This is a genomic window from Acetobacterium sp. (assembly GCF_036508315.1).
Lineage (GTDB): Bacteria > Bacillota > Clostridia > Eubacteriales > Eubacteriaceae > Acetobacterium.
The window spans coordinates 1-17,889 of record NZ_DATCHP010000090.1 but is presented as its reverse complement, the minus strand read 5'-3'; the positions used below and the strand labels follow the sequence as shown (position 1 = coordinate 17,889).

Genomic DNA, 17,889 nt, shown 5'->3' with positions numbered 1-17,889 from the left:
TATTCCAGCTTGGCCTTATCAACGGAATTAACGATAATATTGCGTTTTTTAGCATTATCCATGATTTTTTTAAGTACATGATCCGTGTTATCTTTCAGAACTAACAGCTTGTCAATATCCTGTCCGGATCGAAGCGCTTCCATGACTGGATTTTTTCCGATAATAATAAAGGTTTCTTCATCTAAACCTTCTTGTTCACGACTAAAGCCATCAAATTTTCGTCGTGGTTTACGATCGTCAAGTCCGCGATTATTTCGATCTTGTCGGGGTCCTCGGCTTTCAAATTTACGAAGGGTACGTTCCTCTTTCGGCCCACGCCCTTCGAATTTACTGGTGGTTCGATCGCCTTTTGTTCCACGTTCTTCGAATTTACGAGGAGTCTTTTCATCTTGGGTTCCACGTCCTTCGGATTTATAAGGTGTTCGTTCTTCCTTGGGTCCGCGTGCTTCAAATTTGCGGGGTTTTTTATTACCTCTGGAAGTATTCCCAGCTTCACCGCCTTTTGATGGACGATCCTTATTCTTGCCTCGAGGTTTACTGGTTGGTGTGCTCTTTGATTGATTTTTTGTTTCACGTTTCATCTTTTCACCCATTCTTTATTTACTATTTTCAACCTAATTCGTTCGTGTCAATTAAATTTTCAACTTCGGCAATCGGTTTTTGCTTTCGTGGTGGCAGCGGTCCATAATATTGGTAGAAATGGGTTTTAATATCCCCATTGTAGAGCTTTCTATTTTTTGTTGAGGGTTCTCCAAAGTATTTTTCAAAACGGTCATATCCTGTAATTATAAAATAAGACCATTGATCAAGACTTCCGAAAACTTTCCCCATATCTCGATAGAGCCGTTGAATTTCTTTTTCTTCCCCAATACGTTCGCCATAAGGAGGATTGGTAATAATGACGCCATATTTTTTCTTTGTCTCTACCGATTGTACCGGCAGTTTCTGGAAAGCAACATAGTCTGTTACGCCAGCCAATTCGGCGTTGATTCTTGATTGCTTCAGAGCATCCGGGTCAACATCCGATCCAAGAATAAGAAATTCTTTGTCGTTAATGGCCTCTTGTGCCTCTTGCCGTGCCTGATCCCATAATTCTTTTGGAATAAAATCCCAGGACTCTGAAACAAATTCCCGTTTTAATCCCGGGGCAATATTTTTACCAATCATTGCCGCCTCAATAACAATGGTTCCTGACCCACATAAAGGATCGAGAAAAAAGCGTTCCGGCTTCCAACGTGATAAATACACCAAAGCGGCTGAAATGGTTTCTTTTAATGGCGCCTCATTCCCATGTTCACGGTAACCGCGTTTATTGAGACCTGAACCACTGGTATCAATGGATAGGGTTACTTCATCTTTAAGAATTTGAATATGAATGGGATATTTCCCGCGATTTTCCGGAAACCAATCCTCATGATACTTTGACCTCAGTCGTTCAACAACCGCTTTTTTAACAATCCGTTGCCCATCGGATTTGCTGTAAAGTGTTGATTTCACACTGGTAATTTTCGCAGCTGGAAACTCACCATCTTCAGGAATCCAGTTTTCCCAGGGTAATGCTTTTGTTTTTTCGAAGAGTTCATCAAAGGTAATGGCTTTAAAACGGCCAATTTCCAAAAGGACTCGGTCCGCACAGCGCAACCATAAATTAGAACGTGGGATGGCTTCCAAAGGGCCGGTAAAACGAATTTTCCCGTTTTCCACCTCGGTAATTTCATAACCCAGGTTTTTAATTTCATCTTTAACCACACTTTCGATACCGAAAGCAGCAGTGGCAATTAAATTTATTTTTTTCGACATTCATTTTTCCTTTGTAAATATATTTGTTAACATATAATTATAACACACTTTTTTCTAATAGCAACAAAATAATTATATCTCCGGAATTTTCGATAAAAAAGCACCAGCAGATGCTGATGCTTGAGTTTGTTGACAAACCCGTCCTGAGGACAATGGTAAATCGTTGTCTGTGACATGTTCGGACAGGCTATCAACCGTTCGCCATGATGCTGACACCTGATATTACCATTATCCCCAGGACTTACTTTTCTACTTTGTCTATTATCTTTTTAAAAAAATTTTATTTCTTCATCTCTGCCAAAAACCATAAACCCCTGGTGGTGTCCATTGTTACAGGCGGCAATCTGTTTCCCGAATTTTTTCTTCATAACCATGAGGTTAATAATATAGCCTTTTTCCCGCCAGACATCTCCCCGGACAATGACCTCGCCAAAATTATCAGTCTTAGGATCGTAAAATAAGATGGCTGACTTTTCTTTTTCAATGCTGTCATTTTGTTCTTCCATCAGGATATTGATGATCCGCTCAAAACCAATGGAAAATCCTACCGCCGGTACTGACACTTTATTATATTTGCCGATCATATTGTCGTACCGGCCGCCGCCAGCTACCGAAGAACCATAGGGACCATAACTGACTTCAAAAATCAAGCCGGTATAGTAGCCCATTCCCCGGATGAGGGTAGAATCAAAGACCACCTTGAAATTATCCTTAGCCAGACTTTTGATGGTGTTAATCACCTGGGTTAGATTATCCACTGCTTCAGTATCTTCCACCCATTGTTCAAGGTTTTCCAGAGAAATATCAGTTACACAGGTCATCAGACATTCAACCGCTTTGTCATCGTGGTTCTTATCCAATAATTCCCGGGTCACGCCATCCACACCAATCTTATCCATTTTATCCAAACAGATACAGATGGATCCCACAGTCTCCGGAGCAAAACCGGATCTTTGAATAATAGCACTCAGCAACTTCCGATGATTTACTTTAATGGTAAATCCTTTAAGCCCAATTGCCAGTAATGCTTTGGCAGTGGTATCCATTAACTCAATTTCGGCATTGATTGTCGCATCTCCGATAATATCGATATCACACTGCTTAAAGGATCGATACCGCCCTTTTTGGGGACGCTCTGCTCGAAATACGTTACCTATTTGAATTGCCTTAAAAGGACTTTCCAAGACTTCCTGATTGTTGGAGTAAAAACGGCTCAGGGGTAAAGTTAAATCGAAACGCAAGCCCATGTCGCAAAGATCCAACACGCTTGCATCCTGTTTCAACTCTAATTTTTCCCCTCGCTTTAAGATGGTAAAAAGCATTTTTAAATTCTCGCCGCCTTCGCTTCCCAGTAACAGTTCTAAATTTTCCATCGCCGGGGTTTCAATCCGGGAAAAGCCATGAATCCGATATATTTCTAAAATCTTCTGTTCCAAATGATCCCGAATTTTCATTTCATCCGGGAGTATATCTCTGGTTCCCCTTACGGGTTTTGAACTTATCATTAGTCACCTTCTATACTAAAACGATTTGTTTATATGCCTTCTTACCCTTTTTAAGAATTAGTTTCCCGTCTGTAAAATCAGCTGGCGCAAACATGGCCTTAATGTCTTCGACTTTTTCACCGTCAACTAAGATGCCGCCTTGTTGTACCAAACGTCGTCCGTCACTTCTGGTGGAAATGAGTTTTGCCACTTCCAGGAGAGTAAGGATATCCAATCCGTCTCCTAAAGCCTCTTTTTTTAATTCAACACTTGGAATATCTGCATTCCCCTGGTCTCCGCTAAAGAGTTTTCGAGCTGCCGCCTGTGATTCATTCGCTACCGTCTCGCCATGAATGAGTTTAGTTACATAAAATGCCAGAATCTCTTTTGCCCGGTTAATCTCCGAGCCTTCCAGAGCGGCTAATCGTCGAACTTCTTCCATGGGCAGGAAGGTTAACAGAGACAAACATTTTTCTACATCAGCATCGGCAATATTTCGCCAATATTGGTAAAATTCATAAGGTGATGTTTTTTCAGGATCCAGCCATAAGGCACCCTTAGAGGTTTTTCCCATTTTAATGCCTTCACTGGTGGTTAAAAGCGAAAAGGTCATACCATAAACCTGTTCGCCATCCTTACGCCTTACCAGCTCAATACCGGCAATAATATTTGACCACTGATCATTCCCGCCAAACTGCATTTTACAGCCCAGTTCCTTGTGGAGCACATAAAAGTCATAGGCCTGGAGGAGCATGTAGTTGAATTCCAGGAAGGTAAGCCCTTTTTCATAACGTGATTTGTAGCAGTCAGCTGTGAGCATCCGATTCACTGAAAAATGAGCGCCGACATCGCGAAGGAAATCGATATAGTTAAGTGGCAACAGCCACTTGGCATTATTTACCATAACTGCTTTATCATCCTCAAAGGTCAAAAATTTTTCAAATACTTTCTTGAATTTTTCGCCATTTTCGGCAATCCGATCCGGCGTCATGACAAGACGCATATCAGTTCGACCTGAAGGATCTCCGATCATGGTGGTTCCGCCGCCGATTAAAGCAATGGGGCGATGTCCATGCTGCTGTAAATGTGCCATAACCATAATTTGAATGAAGTGTCCAATATGAAGGCTGTCCGCTGTTGGGTCGAATCCGATATAAAAAGCGACTGATTCTTTCCCCAGCAATTCCTTAATTTCCTCCTCATGGGTACATTGTTCAATAAAACCACGTTCCTGTAACACATGAAATACGTTTTCCATTATTTGCTTTATCCTTTCGTTTTTAAGATGAGACATCCCTGTTTATTGCAAATTCTATTCTTTTATTCATCAGGCTCTGAACCGTCATCCATTCTTAATCTTTCTCGATGGATTTCCCAACGTGTCAGGACCTCTTCGAAAAATACTTTAATGACTGCAAACATCGGAATAGCTACAAACATTCCCACTATCCCAAAAAGACTTCCGCCAACCACCACACTCACTAAAACCCAGAAGGGATTGAGTTCCACAATTTTCCCTAATACATTTGGGACTAAAATATTGCCATCAAACTGCAATACAATAATAATCCAAATAGTAAGCCACAATGCCTTTACCGGATCATCAATGAGAGTTATTGTTATCCCAAAAACAGCGCCAATAATCGGGCCAAAGTAAGGAATTACGTTCATAACACCAATAATCATGGCAATCAGAGGTGCATATGTCACACCCATCACAAGAAATCCCAGATAACACAAGAATCCAATGAGTATGGATGTGAGAATTTTTCCTGTAAAGTATTTGTAAAAAATATTATCTGCGGTAATCGCTGCCCAGCGGGAACCATTATAGAGTGTTTTATTCATCAGTGCTTTGGCAAACCGGTCTATTTGCTGGGTAATTTTTTCCTTGTCCAACATTAGATAGAAGCCGGTGAAAAAAACGATAAAGAATGAAATAATAAATCCAACGGTACCCTTAACAAAAATCAGGGCCACACTGCTAATATCCTTTATTGATCCGGGGTTAGTTCCATAATAAGCCGCTAACTGATTCATCATATCCCGGGGAGTAAGGACTTGCAGTCCATCAATGGTGAATTTTAAGGATGCCAGAATATCCTGAGCCGCACCACCTTGAGCCAAACTTCTGCCCAGCAGCTCATCAATTTTCGTTAAATTTCCAGGCATTTGATTGACAAAGCTTGTAAGGCTCTCAATCACTGATGGGATGGTTGCATAAAAAAAGAGAATAATTAAAATAATTGTAATAATATAAACAATGAGAATTGCAATCAGCCGTACCCCACCGGTATGCTCCTGACTTTTCGGCATTATTTTATAGACAAACTTCTCAATGCCCCGCATGGGTCTGAAAAGAAAATAAGCCAATACCACACCAATGAGAATAGGCATTAATATTCCAAAGATGCTTCCAATAGCACTAAAAATGATCGTTGTAATTGATCCAAAATTATCGAGAATTTTATAGATAAAAATCAACGCAACTGCGCCGACTAATAAGTAACAGTATTTCTTAATAAGTTCCCTATCAAATTTCAGTTTCAAAATTTCCTCCAAGACTATTTTTTGGTCCGATTAATATCTTAACACTTTACTTATAATAGTTAAAGCAGTTTCCATCAGTTCCTTAAGATTAGATTAATATAAAAGAAAATCGCCTGGAATAAAAGTTTTCCTTGTAATTTAGCGAAAATTATCTTATATTTTGAGGTGAACAAAAATTAAAATTAGGAGAAAGTATGATCTATCTTTCAATTATCGTTTTCGCCATTTTTCTTGATCAATATTCGAAGTATTTAGTGCTCACTCATTTAAAGCCGATGACTACTTTTCCTTTGATTCCCAATGTTTTTCATTTAACCTATACAGAAAATACAGGGGCTGCTTTTAGTCTGTTTTCTGATATGCAATATTTTCTCATTGCTACAACCGTGATTTTTATCCTCATTCTGGTCTGGCTATTAATCAAGATTCCTAAGATTAAAGAAAATCTTTGGGTGAACATTTCCATATCCTTCATTATTGGCGGGGCCATCGGCAATTTGATTGACCGTCTCCGGCTTGATTTTGTTGTGGATTTTTTGGATTTTCGGTTGTTTAACTTTGCCATTTTCAATTTTGCAGATTCATTTGTCGTCTGCGGCAGTATTTTTCTGGTCATTTCATTACTTAGCAATAAAAACTTTTTGGAAAATAACGATCTCGGTAAACTTAAGTAATGAATCTCTCCAATATTAAATCAAATAAAAACGAATGGACTTGTTCTGAATCACAGGCCCATTCGTTTTTTTATCACGCTTAAGTCAAACAAACGTTATAATAATTTTAACATGCACTCTCCGGTTGAGAAAATATGATCGCAGGCCGCCGTATTCGCTATGGCACCTTCCCGCTGTTCAATCCCTTTTATAATTTCCATATGCTGATTTACTAAAGGATTCTTATCCTCAATCCGATGAACATACTCTGCCCGAAAACGTTGCATCTGCTCCCTGAGGCTATTGATCATCTGCAGCAATTTTAAATTACCTGAAGCCTTATAAATAATTTCGTGGATATCCATATCATATTTGATAATCCCCTCTTCATCATTTTCTAAAGCTGCCTCGCCAAAGCGCTGATTCGCCAAATAAAGCTGCTCAATTTGTTCCTGAGAGGCATTTTGGGCTGCAAGTTCTGCGGCCAGGCCTTCTAACGCCCGACGGATTTCCATCATTTCCCTGAGATCATTTACTGACATTGGGGTGACATAGGCGCCTTTCCGAGGCACCATCTTAACTAAGCCCTCCAATTCAAGTTTTCTTATGGATTCACGTACCGGTGTTCTGCTGACACCCATTTCTTCAGCAAGCTGAACTTCCATAAGTCGTTGTCCCGGCTTTAACTCTCCTGTAATAATCGCACAGCGGATGGTTTCAAAAACAATTTCTCGTAGTGGCTTACATGAGCTTATATCAAGATTTAATCCCTTTTTTTCTTCATCCATTTAGTTCTCCTTTTTTTAACAGGTTTCACTGAGGAAACACATCGTGTATTTTTTTGAAAATAATTTCCAGGCATTTTCAGCCAAAGCTTTGTTTAAGTAGTAACCAATTACTGTAGGTCCACTTCCGGTCATAATGGAAGCTATGGCTCCGTGATGAATCAAATCATTTTTAATTTCATCAATTTCAGGATATTTTCCTATGACCAGAGGTTCAAAAACATTTCCCATAGCATGGCTCAATCCGATATAATCTTCCGCTTCCAATGAACGAATAACTTCAGGAATATCCGGTCGTTTTTTGATCGCATACGCATCCAAATATTTGAACGCCCAGGGAGTGGAAATATTCATATTCGGCTTTACAACAACCACATATAACTTTTTCATGGGTGATAGCGGGGTTATTTTTTCTCCAATACCCTCCACCAGTGCCGTTCCTCCCAGAAGGCAATAGGGTACATCAGCACCAATGGTCACTCCGATATTTATAAGTTCTTCCGTGCTAAGGCCTAAATTCCAAAGTGCATTCAGCCCCTTAAGTGTGGCTGCAGCATCACTGCTTCCTCCGGCCAGACCTGCTTCATGGGGAATCCTTTTTTCTAAATATATTTTTATTCCCTTATCCATATCAAAACGCTTTTGTAATTTTCTAAGAGCAATCATCACCAGGTTCTTTTCATCGAGCGGAATTCCCTGAACATTTGAAGTCAAGGTAACGCCTTTAGGACAGGATTCAAAAGTCAATGTATCTTGGAGCTCAATAGAGTGATTAACCATTTGCATTTCATGGTAGCCATCTTCTCGTTTACCCAGCACGTCCAAGGATAAATTTACCTTAGCCTGAGCTCTAACGACAATTTTCTCCATTACACCCCTCCTCGTACTTATTATAATGTATACTTTGTTCATTATAACATAACTCCTCATTCTTGTGAATGATAAAAACCATCGTTTAAACTCAGCTTTTTAGTGTATAATCTAACCATAACCTGGACAAGAAAGGTCTCATACTGATGACACAACACACACACGCAATTATTTTTGATTTCGACGGTACTTTAGTGGATTCCATGGGACTCTGGCATGAGATAGATGTACAATATCTTGGTGAACGGGGACTTGACTGCCCTGAAGATTTATCCTTTGAAATTTCCGGAAAAAGTTTCACCGAAACTGCCCACTATTTTAAAAAAAGATTTGACCTGACTGATTCTATTGATACAATTAAAGCCGAGTGGGACACCATGTCTCAGGATGCGATTTTATCAAAAATCGGTTTTAAGCCTGGTGCTCTGGCTTTTTTATCCTGGGTTTTTGAACATCATATTCCCATGGCCATTGCTACCTCCAACACCCGTTCAACCTTGGAACTCTTTCTACCCCATTATGGGATTGATCACTATTTTCATTCACTTCACTTCGCCTGTGAAGTAGGCATGGGAAAACCACACCCTGATGTATTTTTGGCTGCTGCAAAATCTTTAGGGGTTTCCCCGGAAAACTGCCTTGTCTTTGAGGACACGTTAGAGGGTATCCAAGGGGCTTTAGCTGCTGGGATGAAGGTAATTTCTGTGGATGATGCCTATCAATACCATCGCCTGGCCTCCATCCAAAACGCAACCCTTTGTCATATTGAAAATTTCCAGGAATTGATGAACGAAAATTTTTATAACCGTTTCTTTCAGGAGGATAATGATGACCATTCATTTTAAAAACGATTGGGAACTTCCCATTCAACAGGAACTCAACCAGGACTATTATAAAAAACTACGGCACTTTTTAATTAAGGAGTATCAATCTAATTTGGTTTATCCTCCAATGGAGGATATCTTTAATGCTTTTCAGTACACATCCTATGCCGATACCAAGGTTTGTATCATCGGTCAGGACCCCTATCACGGTCCTGACCAAGCCCAAGGTTTTTCCTTCTCGGTAAAGCCCGGGGTTCCTATTCCCCCTTCACTTCTTAATATTTATAAGGAACTCAACGCAGATCTTGGGTATGCCATTCCCAACCATGGATGTCTAAAAAAATGGGCGCGCCAAGGTGTGTTACTCCTTAACGCTGTCCTTACTGTTCGTGGTGGGCAGGCCGCGTCTCATCGAAACATGGGTTGGGAAACTTTTACCAACAAAATGATTGAAACTCTGAACCAGCGAGAGGAACCAGTAATCTTTATTCTTTGGGGGCGGGATGCTCAAAATAAAATCCTCCTGATTACCAACCCACAGCATCCCATTATTAAATCCCCCCATCCCAGCCCTCTTTCCGCCCACCGTGGTTTTTTTGGGAGTCGTCCTTTTTCAAAGGCAAATGCCCTTCTGGAAAGCCGTGGGGCCAAATCCATCGACTGGGAAATTACAGATAATGATTGCCTTGAAGATTGATGGAGCTGTCTATTTTGGTATGGATACAAAATCATCTTGTTTTTGAACAGCTCAATGGCTTTTTTATTTTCATCACTAATTTTGGGGCAACGGCATTTGAGGGATTCTACTTGCAATATTTTTAATGCTAAAGAAAGAAACCCGATTAACTGGCCTAACCCTGCTGGTCTCACTGACATTGTGTGGGCTCTTTGTGAAATCCGACACTTAACCTTATAGCGCGCCCACGGCCCTATATGGCCTACGAAATCCAGCTTCTCATTCCCAAACCCCTGGACCTTTACTTTCCATCTGGATATAGTGCTTCAGTCTTTGCTTTTGTCTGGGCTTATTTTATTACTCGAAAGGATTTGTGGCGATGGGGACTGCTGTTTTTCGCACTTCTGGTTTCTTTTACCCGGCTTTATCTTTTTGTACATTATCCCACCAACGTTTTAGGCAGCATCATCATTGGTATTCTCTATTGCGTATCTTTCCAAATGGCTGGTGTATCTGGTTTAAGGATCATCCTATCATGGTAAAATTTCTTTCCATATAGAGAAGACAAAAGCAATTTGCAAAAATAAAAGGCCCAAGCCTGGTTTTACTCTTAATAAACTGAGTAGCCAGGCTTAGGCTTTATTTATACTCTGAGCATTTTTCCCAGACCCAGTGATTTTCGAAGAATCATTATTTCTTCTAAATTCAATTGACCTGGGGCTGTTTTTCCACTCCCGGCAACATAGGTTAAAGAACCCCCACATAATTCTGGGGCAACCCTGGTAATACTCCCAAGGGCTCCCATGGCAATGGCAATAAGCGGCTTTACTGTGCTTTCGTTTTTATTGAGGCTTGCACCAATAAGCTGTCGCATGTCCTCTTCCGATGAAGGGGTCACTGCCAACTTTAGAACATCCGCCCTCTGGTTTTCCATGGCATCATAAATTTCATTAATTTCTTTCGCGTTAGGCGTTTTTGTGAAATGATGATGGGAAAGGATGAGCCCACAGCCTGTATTTTCCAGAGCTTTTTTCACACCCTTTAAAAACGCCTGATCGCTTTTTAACTCAACATCCACATAGTCTGCTACGCCTGCAGCGAATCCGATGGCTTCCAGTCTCACACTATCCGAAGTCTCATAAGCGCCACCTTCGTTATGGCTTCGGAATGTATAAATAATCCCAGGATCTCCTTTGATTGTTTTCAACTTCTTCAAAATCTTTATTTCTTCATCAACGGTTAAGGCTTCCCCTGGGCGAAAATAATCCCGCCGCCATTCTAAAAAATCATAACCGCTTTTACCTGTTTCCTCAACTTCTTTAAAAAGTGCCACTTCGGTTCCTGAAATCAAGGGCATACATGAGGTAAATTTATTTTTTTCTATTAATTTTCCAGTTCTAACCATTATTTCGCTCCTCCAGCTCTCTTTTACTTCTGATTTAATAAACCAATGTTTTTTATTTCCACAGAAATAGTCCCATCCGGGTTGTTTTTGAACTCGATAATATCATTTCTGTTTAACTGATCTGCAGGAATACTAATTTCAATTCCTGTATCTGTGATGAATTTCTGCTTTTTGAAAATTTTCTTTTCTATGTTCTGAGTTACCGGAACCGTTTTCTCAAATAACCCGTTTTGTTCCACCGCTTCTTTAAATTTCGCCTGAACCATTTCATCCCCATTAAAGGTTATTTTGGCAATATTGTCAATATCAATTTCACTATCTGCTTCATAATCATCAGCCATGACCTGCTTAACGGTGTTGAGTTTATTAATATCTCCAGAATATTCTGTGGCAATTATCTTCTTTACTGTCTTCTCAACAATGTCGAAGGCTTCTTTTTCTGAAATGGCATCCTCACATTGGAGTAATTGGTTTGAAATATAATAATCTTTTTGATTATCAATGGAATATTTCTTTTCCTTTATCAAGATCTCATTTGTTCCCATATTGATAATTACAAATTCATCCAGCTTTTGGCTTTCGGTCGGAAGCACACAGGGTTGAACCAAAATATCATTGGACAACCCATGATCCGTATTCACGTAATGGATATATCCATGCTTATAATTGAACTTAAAAATTCCAAGATGGGTTTCATGCTTCAGGTCAAAATCAACAAAAACCAGATCGGCTGATGGGATCTCAATGTGTTCCAGCATATAATCGAAAAACAACTGGGATATTTCCCGACTCGCCCGGACCAGTTCATCAGGATGACTCCGATATTCCGAAATAAGATCTTTAAAGCTACTTTGACTTCTAAAGGCAGTTCGCTTTATATCAGCGTCTTTTATTGATCTTTCCACATGCTTTTCAACGTATTCTTTAACACCTGTTGTCATATTCAGTAAAACATCCGACAAAACCGGGATCCCGGCATTTGTATCCAATACATGCAAAATTGATTTGTTGATTGTAATATCGTTATCCATTTTAGCTCCTAATTCTCTCTTGTCCGATTTATTGTATCATAAATAATTAAAACTTTTTCGGGGTAAAAAAAATCACCATCAGTGATGGTGATTTGATCCAGATTACCCTGGTTTTACATTCAAATGGTGCGCCCTGGGGGGCTCGAACCCTCAACCAACTGGTTCGAAGCCAGCTACTCTATCCAATTGAGCTAAGGGCGCACATGCATTGATAAAAAAGAATACAATAGACTAAGGCCTATGTTTCTTCAATTTTGTATAATTGATGGAGCGGAAGACGAGATTTGAACTCGCGACCCCCGCCTTGGCAAGGCGATGCTCTACCGCTGAGCTACTTCCGCTTAAAGTGGTGCGGATGAAGGGAGTTGAACCCCCACATCGTAAGATACTAGATCCTAAGTCTAGCGCGTCTGCCAGTTCCGCCACATCCGCATAAGCAATGTTATCGACAAGTATTATCAAAGTTACTGTCTGTAACGTGCCTGATTATAATAACAAACTCCAGGCCGTTTGTCAACCAATTTCAATTTCTTTTTGAATCTCATCTTTGAAAAGATACATAATGTTCTTTTTTGATCCATAAATAAACACTCTATCCCCCTGCATAATCTGATCTGTTGCTATGACATGATCTATTGTGGTATTTCCGCGTTTAATCAATAGCACATTTAACTTATACGTATGACGAAAATTCATTTCAAGCAGTGTTTTCCCCATAATTTCACGAGGAATACTTGTTACAAAAACTTCAGCAATCAGATTGTCGTGAAACATTTCTAAAATCCGAACGTTGTTATAAAAGAGACCTCTTGGTTTATTTTTTGCCAGTGATTCCACGAGAAGATCAAATCTTCTAATGATCCATTTTGATCGGGTGATTGTTAAAATAAGAATAAGGAAAACAACAGAATATACAATGGTCCACCAATCTATTTGATTACCCGAGGAACGCATAAACAAATTTACTAATATCGAAACCCCTGTTACAGCAAAAAGATAACCAAAAATCATCATCATTCTGGCTAAATGTCGTCGTGCTACCGAATTAAGGATAAGTTCGCTTTCTTTAGTGGTAAATCCACTGTTTGTCATACAGGAAATAGCTTGGAAACGCGCTTTATCCTCTTTTAATCCAGTGAGCCGAAAAAGAACGGTAAAGATCTCCACCGATACTAAATAGGCAATAATTAAAATAAAAAAACTGACCAGCGATGTGTTAAAACCCATTGACTCCCCTTTCTTATAACGCCCAATACCCGTTCTCTTAAATAGCTGAAAGTACGCATTTGAGACATCATTTTCTTATTAATAAAGAAGTTACCTGATATTCGTTCATTATGTTATCCATTTCTAAAAAAAGTTATCACTTCTAGTCTTATACATTCCTTCATATATTCATGTTTTTAAAAGGCATAAATTTTGGAATAAGGTCTATATTGTAAAATGCATCAAAGGGCTCAATCCACTTTCTATAGCATATCACACAAATATTTATTCTGGGTTTTTGTTTAATCAGCTCTTTCATATATACCACATAATCATGATTATAAACTGGCATATCACATAAAGATATTATGATTTTGAGTGTATGAGCCCTGTGTATAGAGCTGCCAGAGACGCTTATATTTCCATGGCATCAGGCTAGAAACCTTTCACCCCATTAATTTCCGGGAAATCCTCTTGGTTACATCTAATAATAATATCATCAAAATCCTTTGAGAGTTGCACAACAATCCGCTTAAGAATGTTTTCACCGCCTAAGCGAAGCTTTTTTATCATATCCCATTCTTTGACTGAGACCTCCAGCCAGAATAGCTGCTGTTTTTATTGGTTCCAACTAATCTCCCTTATGCTCTAAAAGAAAAAGGGGAGCTTGCGCACCCCTTTTCATGATAAACTATTTTACTTAATAACTATTTACTAATATGAACCTTGACAACTTTAAACGGTGGAATTTTTGCAATCGGATCCAGGTCACCACCTGTCAGGTAATTCGCTCCACCATTAGGTCCATAATGGAAAGGCATGAAAAGGTTGGCTTCCATTACTCCCGGGTTAAAGCGTGCCTTTACAGAAACAGTTCCTCTTGGTGAGGTAATATTGACAAAATCGCCCTTGGCGATACCATAGGCTTCGGCTGTCACTGGGTTCATTTCCACAAAAGACTCTCCTGCAATCTCTTCAATTCCTGGAGTACGCTTAGTCATTGTTCTGGTATGGTATTGTTCGAGTATTCGACCGGTCATCAGGATTAAAGGATACTCTTCATCCGCTTGATCCTGTGGTGGTATGTAGTCCGCAATGGCAAACCATCCTTTACCACGGGTGAATGTCCCTTTATGTAAGAATCTTGCCCCTTCAGAGTCTTTGCTCAGGCAAGGCCATTGAATACGATCTCCATTACGAAGTCGTTCATGGGATACCCCTGTATAGCTAGGCGTTACTGATGCAACTTCTTCCATGATTTCTTCATCAGAGGTAAAATCAAAGCCCTTATAGCCCATTTTTTTAGCAATTAAACCAATAATGTCCCAATCGGCTTTAGCACTCCCTGGAGCTTCAACTGCTTTTCGTAATAGTTGAATCCGTCGTTCTGTACTGGTAAAAGTCCCATCTTTTTCTGCATAAACAAATGCCGGCAATACGACGTCTGCATATTCGGTGGTTTCTGTTTGGAAGATATCCTGAACCACAATGAAGTTACCTTTGGACAGGGCTTCCTTTACATGATTCGTGTTAGGATCTGAAACCACGGGGTTCTCACCCATTACATATAAAAACTTGATGGTGCCATCACCTACGCCATCGACGATTTCAGTTAATGTTTTTCCGGCATTTTCCGGAAGTTTTGCATCCCAGGCTTTTTCAAATTTAGCCTTAACTTCTGGGTTTGCTATTTTTTGATAACCGGGAAGATCTCCTGGTAATGCGCCCATGTCACAGGCACCCTGTACATTGTTCTGTCCACGAAGTGGGTTAACGCCACAACCTTCTCGACCAATTTTTCCCGTAAGCATAGCCAGGTTACCTACAGACATAACCCCATCAGTACCAGTTTTATGTTGGGTCACGCCCATAGAATAGAAAATGCCGCCTTTGTCTTTTGTTGCATAAAGATGCGCTGCTTTACGGATATCCTCTGGATCAACTCCGCAAATTTCTGCACAGGATTCAACAGTAATAGTATTCATAAATTCTATAAATTCTTCATAGCCTTCAGTACGTGCTTTACAGAAATCTGCGGCTTCCGCACCTTCATCTAAAATAGCACGCATCAGACCATTCAAAATAGCAACATTAGTTCCTGGTTTAATTTGTAAAAACACGTCTGCATATTTTGCCAATTCTATTCTACGGGGTTCTGCAACAATGAGTGCTGCCCCTTTTTGCTGACGCTGTTTAATTTTTGCGCCTATAATTGGATGGGTTTCTGTTGTGTTAGACCCGATGACAAATATGACATCCATGATGTCCACTTCATCAATACTATTGGTCATAGCACCACTACCAAAGGATTTTGCTAAACCCGCAACGGTAGAAGCATGACACAGACGTGCACAATGATCCACATTATTAGTTTCTCCAACAACTCGGATAAACTTTTGAAAGACATAATTATCTTCATTGGTACATCGTGCTGAGGATAATCCGGCCACTGCCTGTGGTCCCTCTGCTTTTGCTTCTTTGAGTTTTGTAACCACTAGTGACAAAGCTTCTTCCCAAGTTGCCTCTTCCAGAACACCATTTTTTCTAATTAAAGGTGTTGTTAGGCGGTCAGGACTACTTACAAAATCATAGCCAAAACGGCCCTTTACACAAAGCAAATTGTCATTCACCTTTCCTTCGGTACTAAAAACATCAGTGATCTTATTATCAAGCACTTTCAGGTTTAAAGTACAACCAACGCCACAATAGGGACAAATGGTTTCTACATTTTTTGTATAGGCAAAAGGTTTGAATTTCTTAGGCGCCAAAGCCCCTGTAGGACAAACTGCAACACAATTTCCACAGCTCGTGCAGTCAGAATTTCTTCTTGGAATATCAAAAACAGGATTAATCGTAGTTTCATAGCCACGATCACATTGAGCTAAAATATGACTGCATTGGAGATGCTCACATACTTTGATGCATCGATTACATAAAATACATTTATTGGGATCATAGGTATAGAATGGATTGGAGTCATCAATGGGTTTTTCCATCACCATTTCTGTTCCAAATTCTTTTACATCATCATATTCCATACAGTTTGCATCATATTTTACAAATTCACAAGAACCGTATTTATAACAGGTCACACAGTCAAATGCGTGATTCGACATGAGCATTTTTAATACAAAACGTCGTGCCTTTCGTACCTCCAGTGTATTGGTATTAACCACCATACCTTCTGCTACTGGAGTTGAACAAGACGTTTCAAATCGTCTTGCCCCAACAACTTCAACGAGACACATCCGACAGTTTCCATCTGGCGTAAAGTCTTTAAAATTACACAGAGTGGGGATGTCGATACCAACGGAACGGGCTGCCTTTAAGATTGTTGTTCCTGGTTCAACACTAATATTTTGTCCATCAATTGTCAAATTAACCATATAATTATTTCTCCCTTCTTTTACACCTGTATTATATTCTAAATCTTTAGTTTTGTCATTGATGTTTTTTTGTCATTCTTTTTTTTCTTAACTTTTTTAAATCAATTTTACCTAATTAATTACTTCTAATGATTTGAAACCCTGATATACTGTCATTTTTCTCAATACATCATGTTCTTTTGACTTTATACAACTTAAAGATATCCAGTTACCATTGTTGAATTATATAAAAATACATCCGAACAAATGGGCAATAAAATACCCTTCATTAAAAAACGAAGGGTATATAAAGATCAATCTTTGGAGCGGAAGACGAGATTCGAACTCGCGACCCCCGGCTTGGGAAGCCAGTGCTCTACCACTGAGCCACTTCCGCAATGTACTGATTATACCAGTAAAACTGTGTGCCTGCAAGCTTTTCGAACATGATTTAATAAATATTCACTATATTAATGGATATTCCTGTTTTAAGACTAGGGCTGACTCTTTAAAAAAGATTAGTTTTTGTTATAGTAGTTTTCACTTAAAATTGTAAGTGTATAGTTTTTCTTATCATTATCCCATTTGCATCCCAGTCGTTTTGCAACATCAACTGGATTCTCTTTTCTTTAAAGATTTCCATTGATTCTCATAAGCAATGCAATAATTAGTATCTTCCCTGTATAATACGTTCTTGATTCTATCAGATTCCCCATTGATGAACAAGGGTATTTAAGTTTCTATTTTATTATCTTATGCTTCGCGAGTCATTTTCTCACTGTAACATAAGAAAATTCTGACTAAAATTAAAACTAATTTGAGTAAAAAAATAAAACCCCTGTAAATAGCGGTTTTTTATTGTTTGAAATGGTGACCCATGGGCGGCTCGAACGCCCGACACCCTGATTAAAAGTCAGATGCTCTACCAACTGAGCTAATGGGTCAGAATAAAATATTAATATTAATGATCGTATTTTATTTGAAAACTCTTTTCATCCGAATTTGGATGAGTTTTCAATTAAAATGCGTTCGTTTTATCACTGTCGTTTCGCTTGCGCTCAACTTCCGACCAATTTTTTACCAAAAATTGGGGTAAAACTTTGGTGGGAGAAGATGGATTCGAACCATCGTAGACGCCGTCAACGGATTTACAGTCCGCCCCCTTTAGCCACTCGGGCATTCTCCCATTGTTTTTTTGCAAAAAAATGGAGCTGATGAACGGACTTGAACCGTTAACCTG

15 protein-coding genes and 6 tRNA genes are annotated in these 17,889 nt (G+C 39.4%); 4 read left to right on the top strand and 17 right to left on the bottom strand.

Features of this window, described 5'->3' with window-relative positions; all coding sequences use genetic code 11:
• The 5 genes from VIK44_RS10800 to VIK44_RS10780 form a co-directional block, all read right to left on the bottom strand.
• A partial coding sequence (locus VIK44_RS10800; protein ID WP_331553901.1) for an RNA methyltransferase substrate-binding domain-containing protein occupies nucleotides 1–581 on the bottom strand: 581 nt, incomplete at its 3' end.
• Nucleotides 582–609: 28 nt separating this feature from the next.
• On the bottom strand, nucleotides 610–1,800 hold the full coding sequence (locus tag VIK44_RS10795; RefSeq protein ID WP_331553900.1) for a class I SAM-dependent RNA methyltransferase: 1,191 nt from the start codon (nucleotides 1,798–1,800) through the stop codon (nucleotides 610–612).
• A gap of 269 nt (nucleotides 1,801–2,069) precedes the next feature.
• Entirely contained in the window at nucleotides 2,070–3,305 is a 1,236-nt protein-coding gene (gene hisS, locus VIK44_RS10790) for a histidine--tRNA ligase (RefSeq protein ID WP_331553899.1), read from the bottom strand.
• A gap of 10 nt (nucleotides 3,306–3,315) precedes the next feature.
• The gene (gene tyrS / locus VIK44_RS10785; RefSeq protein WP_331553898.1) at nucleotides 3,316–4,542 is read right to left on the bottom strand and encodes a tyrosine--tRNA ligase; all 1,227 of its coding nucleotides are present in this window, start codon (nucleotides 4,540–4,542) and stop codon (nucleotides 3,316–3,318) included.
• A 62-nt stretch (nucleotides 4,543–4,604) separates the two neighbouring features.
• Nucleotides 4,605–5,834 carry an AI-2E family transporter gene (locus VIK44_RS10780; protein WP_331553897.1) on the bottom strand — a complete coding sequence of 410 codons (1,230 nt, stop codon included), beginning with the start codon at nucleotides 5,832–5,834 and terminating at the stop codon, nucleotides 4,605–4,607.
• A gap of 194 nt (nucleotides 5,835–6,028) precedes the next feature.
• On the opposite strand from VIK44_RS10780, the gene lspA reads away from it, so the two are divergent.
• On the top strand, nucleotides 6,029–6,508 hold the full coding sequence (gene lspA, locus VIK44_RS10775; RefSeq protein WP_331553896.1) for a signal peptidase II: 480 nt from the start codon (nucleotides 6,029–6,031) through the stop codon (nucleotides 6,506–6,508).
• Nucleotides 6,509–6,603: 95 nt separating this feature from the next.
• Here lspA and VIK44_RS10770 read toward each other — a convergent pair whose 3' ends face one another.
• Together VIK44_RS10770 and ispE are read right to left on the bottom strand one after the other, a co-directional pair.
• Nucleotides 6,604–7,275: a GntR family transcriptional regulator gene (locus VIK44_RS10770; RefSeq protein WP_331553895.1), complete on the bottom strand. Its 672-nt coding sequence runs from the start codon at nucleotides 7,273–7,275 to the stop codon at nucleotides 6,604–6,606.
• Nucleotides 7,276–7,290: 15 nt separating this feature from the next.
• Nucleotides 7,291–8,142 (bottom strand): 4-(cytidine 5'-diphospho)-2-C-methyl-D-erythritol kinase, encoded by an 852-nt coding sequence (ispE, locus tag VIK44_RS10765; RefSeq protein ID WP_331553894.1) that lies wholly within the window; start codon nucleotides 8,140–8,142, stop codon nucleotides 7,291–7,293.
• 146 nt (nucleotides 8,143–8,288) lie between these two features.
• Here ispE and VIK44_RS10760 point away from each other — a divergent pair, with 146 nt between their 5' ends.
• The 3 genes from VIK44_RS10760 to VIK44_RS10750 all read left to right on the top strand — a co-directional run bounded on the left by VIK44_RS10760 (nucleotide 8,289) and on the right by VIK44_RS10750 (nucleotide 10,184).
• Nucleotides 8,289–8,987: an HAD family phosphatase gene (locus VIK44_RS10760; protein WP_331553893.1), complete on the top strand. Its 699-nt coding sequence runs from the start codon at nucleotides 8,289–8,291 to the stop codon at nucleotides 8,985–8,987.
• Complete coding sequence (locus VIK44_RS10755) at nucleotides 8,971–9,663, top strand: uracil-DNA glycosylase (protein ID WP_331553903.1); 693 nt, start codon at nucleotides 8,971–8,973, stop codon at nucleotides 9,661–9,663. Before VIK44_RS10760 ends, VIK44_RS10755 begins: the two co-directional genes overlap by 17 nt.
• Nucleotides 9,664–9,899: 236 nt before the next feature.
• Nucleotides 9,900–10,184: a phosphatase PAP2 family protein gene (locus tag VIK44_RS10750; RefSeq protein ID WP_414637076.1), complete on the top strand. Its 285-nt coding sequence runs from the start codon at nucleotides 9,900–9,902 to the stop codon at nucleotides 10,182–10,184.
• A 101-nt stretch (nucleotides 10,185–10,285) separates the two neighbouring features.
• On the opposite strand, the gene aroD is transcribed toward VIK44_RS10750, so the two are convergent.
• The 10 genes from aroD to VIK44_RS10700 all read right to left on the bottom strand — a co-directional run bounded on the left by aroD (nucleotide 10,286) and on the right by VIK44_RS10700 (nucleotide 17,835).
• Nucleotides 10,286–11,047, bottom strand: coding sequence for a type I 3-dehydroquinate dehydratase (gene aroD, locus VIK44_RS10745; RefSeq protein WP_331553892.1), 762 nt, complete (start codon nucleotides 11,045–11,047; stop codon nucleotides 10,286–10,288).
• A gap of 23 nt (nucleotides 11,048–11,070) precedes the next feature.
• Nucleotides 11,071–12,078 carry a nucleoid-associated protein gene (locus VIK44_RS10740; protein WP_331553891.1) on the bottom strand — a complete coding sequence of 336 codons (1,008 nt, stop codon included), beginning with the start codon at nucleotides 12,076–12,078 and terminating at the stop codon, nucleotides 11,071–11,073.
• 124 nt (nucleotides 12,079–12,202) lie between these two features.
• A tRNA-Arg gene (locus VIK44_RS10735) sits at nucleotides 12,203–12,279 on the bottom strand.
• A gap of 65 nt (nucleotides 12,280–12,344) precedes the next feature.
• Nucleotides 12,345–12,419 (bottom strand) — tRNA-Gly (locus VIK44_RS10730).
• 6 nt (nucleotides 12,420–12,425) lie between these two features.
• Nucleotides 12,426–12,510 (bottom strand) — tRNA-Leu (locus tag VIK44_RS10725).
• Between the two features lie 81 nt (nucleotides 12,511–12,591).
• Nucleotides 12,592–13,305 carry a TrkA C-terminal domain-containing protein gene (locus VIK44_RS10720; RefSeq protein ID WP_331553890.1) on the bottom strand — a complete coding sequence of 238 codons (714 nt, stop codon included), beginning with the start codon at nucleotides 13,303–13,305 and terminating at the stop codon, nucleotides 12,592–12,594.
• 686 nt (nucleotides 13,306–13,991) lie between these two features.
• Nucleotides 13,992–16,670, bottom strand: coding sequence for a formate dehydrogenase subunit alpha (gene fdhF / locus VIK44_RS10715; protein WP_331553889.1), 2,679 nt, complete (start codon nucleotides 16,668–16,670; stop codon nucleotides 13,992–13,994).
• 301 nt (nucleotides 16,671–16,971) lie between these two features.
• Nucleotides 16,972–17,046: transfer RNA gene (locus VIK44_RS10710), tRNA-Gly, on the bottom strand.
• 471 nt (nucleotides 17,047–17,517) lie between these two features.
• Nucleotides 17,518–17,593 (bottom strand) — tRNA-Lys (locus VIK44_RS10705).
• A 157-nt stretch (nucleotides 17,594–17,750) separates the two neighbouring features.
• Nucleotides 17,751–17,835: transfer RNA gene (locus VIK44_RS10700), tRNA-Tyr, on the bottom strand.
• Nucleotides 17,836–17,889: the final 54 nt, after the last annotated feature.

What these genes read in the sequence shown, in the direction of transcription:
- VIK44_RS10795 (WP_331553900.1), bottom strand. Translation starts at nt 1,800, where the DNA reads ATGTCGAAAAAAATAAATTTAATTGCCACTGCTGCTTTCGGTATCGAA.
- hisS (WP_331553899.1), bottom strand. Translation starts at nt 3,305, where the DNA reads ATGATAAGTTCAAAACCCGTAAGGGGAACCAGAGATATACTCCCGGAT.
- tyrS (WP_331553898.1), bottom strand. Translation starts at nt 4,542, where the DNA reads ATGGAAAACGTATTTCATGTGTTACAGGAACGTGGTTTTATTGAACAA.
- lspA (WP_331553896.1), top strand. Translation starts at nt 6,029, where the DNA reads ATGATCTATCTTTCAATTATCGTTTTCGCCATTTTTCTTGATCAATAT.
- VIK44_RS10770 (WP_331553895.1), bottom strand. Translation starts at nt 7,275, where the DNA reads ATGGATGAAGAAAAAAAGGGATTAAATCTTGATATAAGCTCATGTAAG.
- ispE (WP_331553894.1), bottom strand. Translation starts at nt 8,142, where the DNA reads ATGGAGAAAATTGTCGTTAGAGCTCAGGCTAAGGTAAATTTATCCTTG.
- VIK44_RS10760 (WP_331553893.1), top strand. Translation starts at nt 8,289, where the DNA reads ATGACACAACACACACACGCAATTATTTTTGATTTCGACGGTACTTTA.
- VIK44_RS10755 (WP_331553903.1), top strand. Translation starts at nt 8,971, where the DNA reads ATGACCATTCATTTTAAAAACGATTGGGAACTTCCCATTCAACAGGAA.
- VIK44_RS10750 (WP_414637076.1), top strand. Translation starts at nt 9,900, where the DNA reads ATGGCCTACGAAATCCAGCTTCTCATTCCCAAACCCCTGGACCTTTAC.
- aroD (WP_331553892.1), bottom strand. Translation starts at nt 11,047, where the DNA reads ATGGTTAGAACTGGAAAATTAATAGAAAAAAATAAATTTACCTCATGT.
- VIK44_RS10740 (WP_331553891.1), bottom strand. Translation starts at nt 12,078, where the DNA reads ATGGATAACGATATTACAATCAACAAATCAATTTTGCATGTATTGGAT.
- VIK44_RS10720 (WP_331553890.1), bottom strand. Translation starts at nt 13,305, where the DNA reads ATGGGTTTTAACACATCGCTGGTCAGTTTTTTTATTTTAATTATTGCC.
- fdhF (WP_331553889.1), bottom strand. Translation starts at nt 16,670, where the DNA reads ATGGTTAATTTGACAATTGATGGACAAAATATTAGTGTTGAACCAGGA.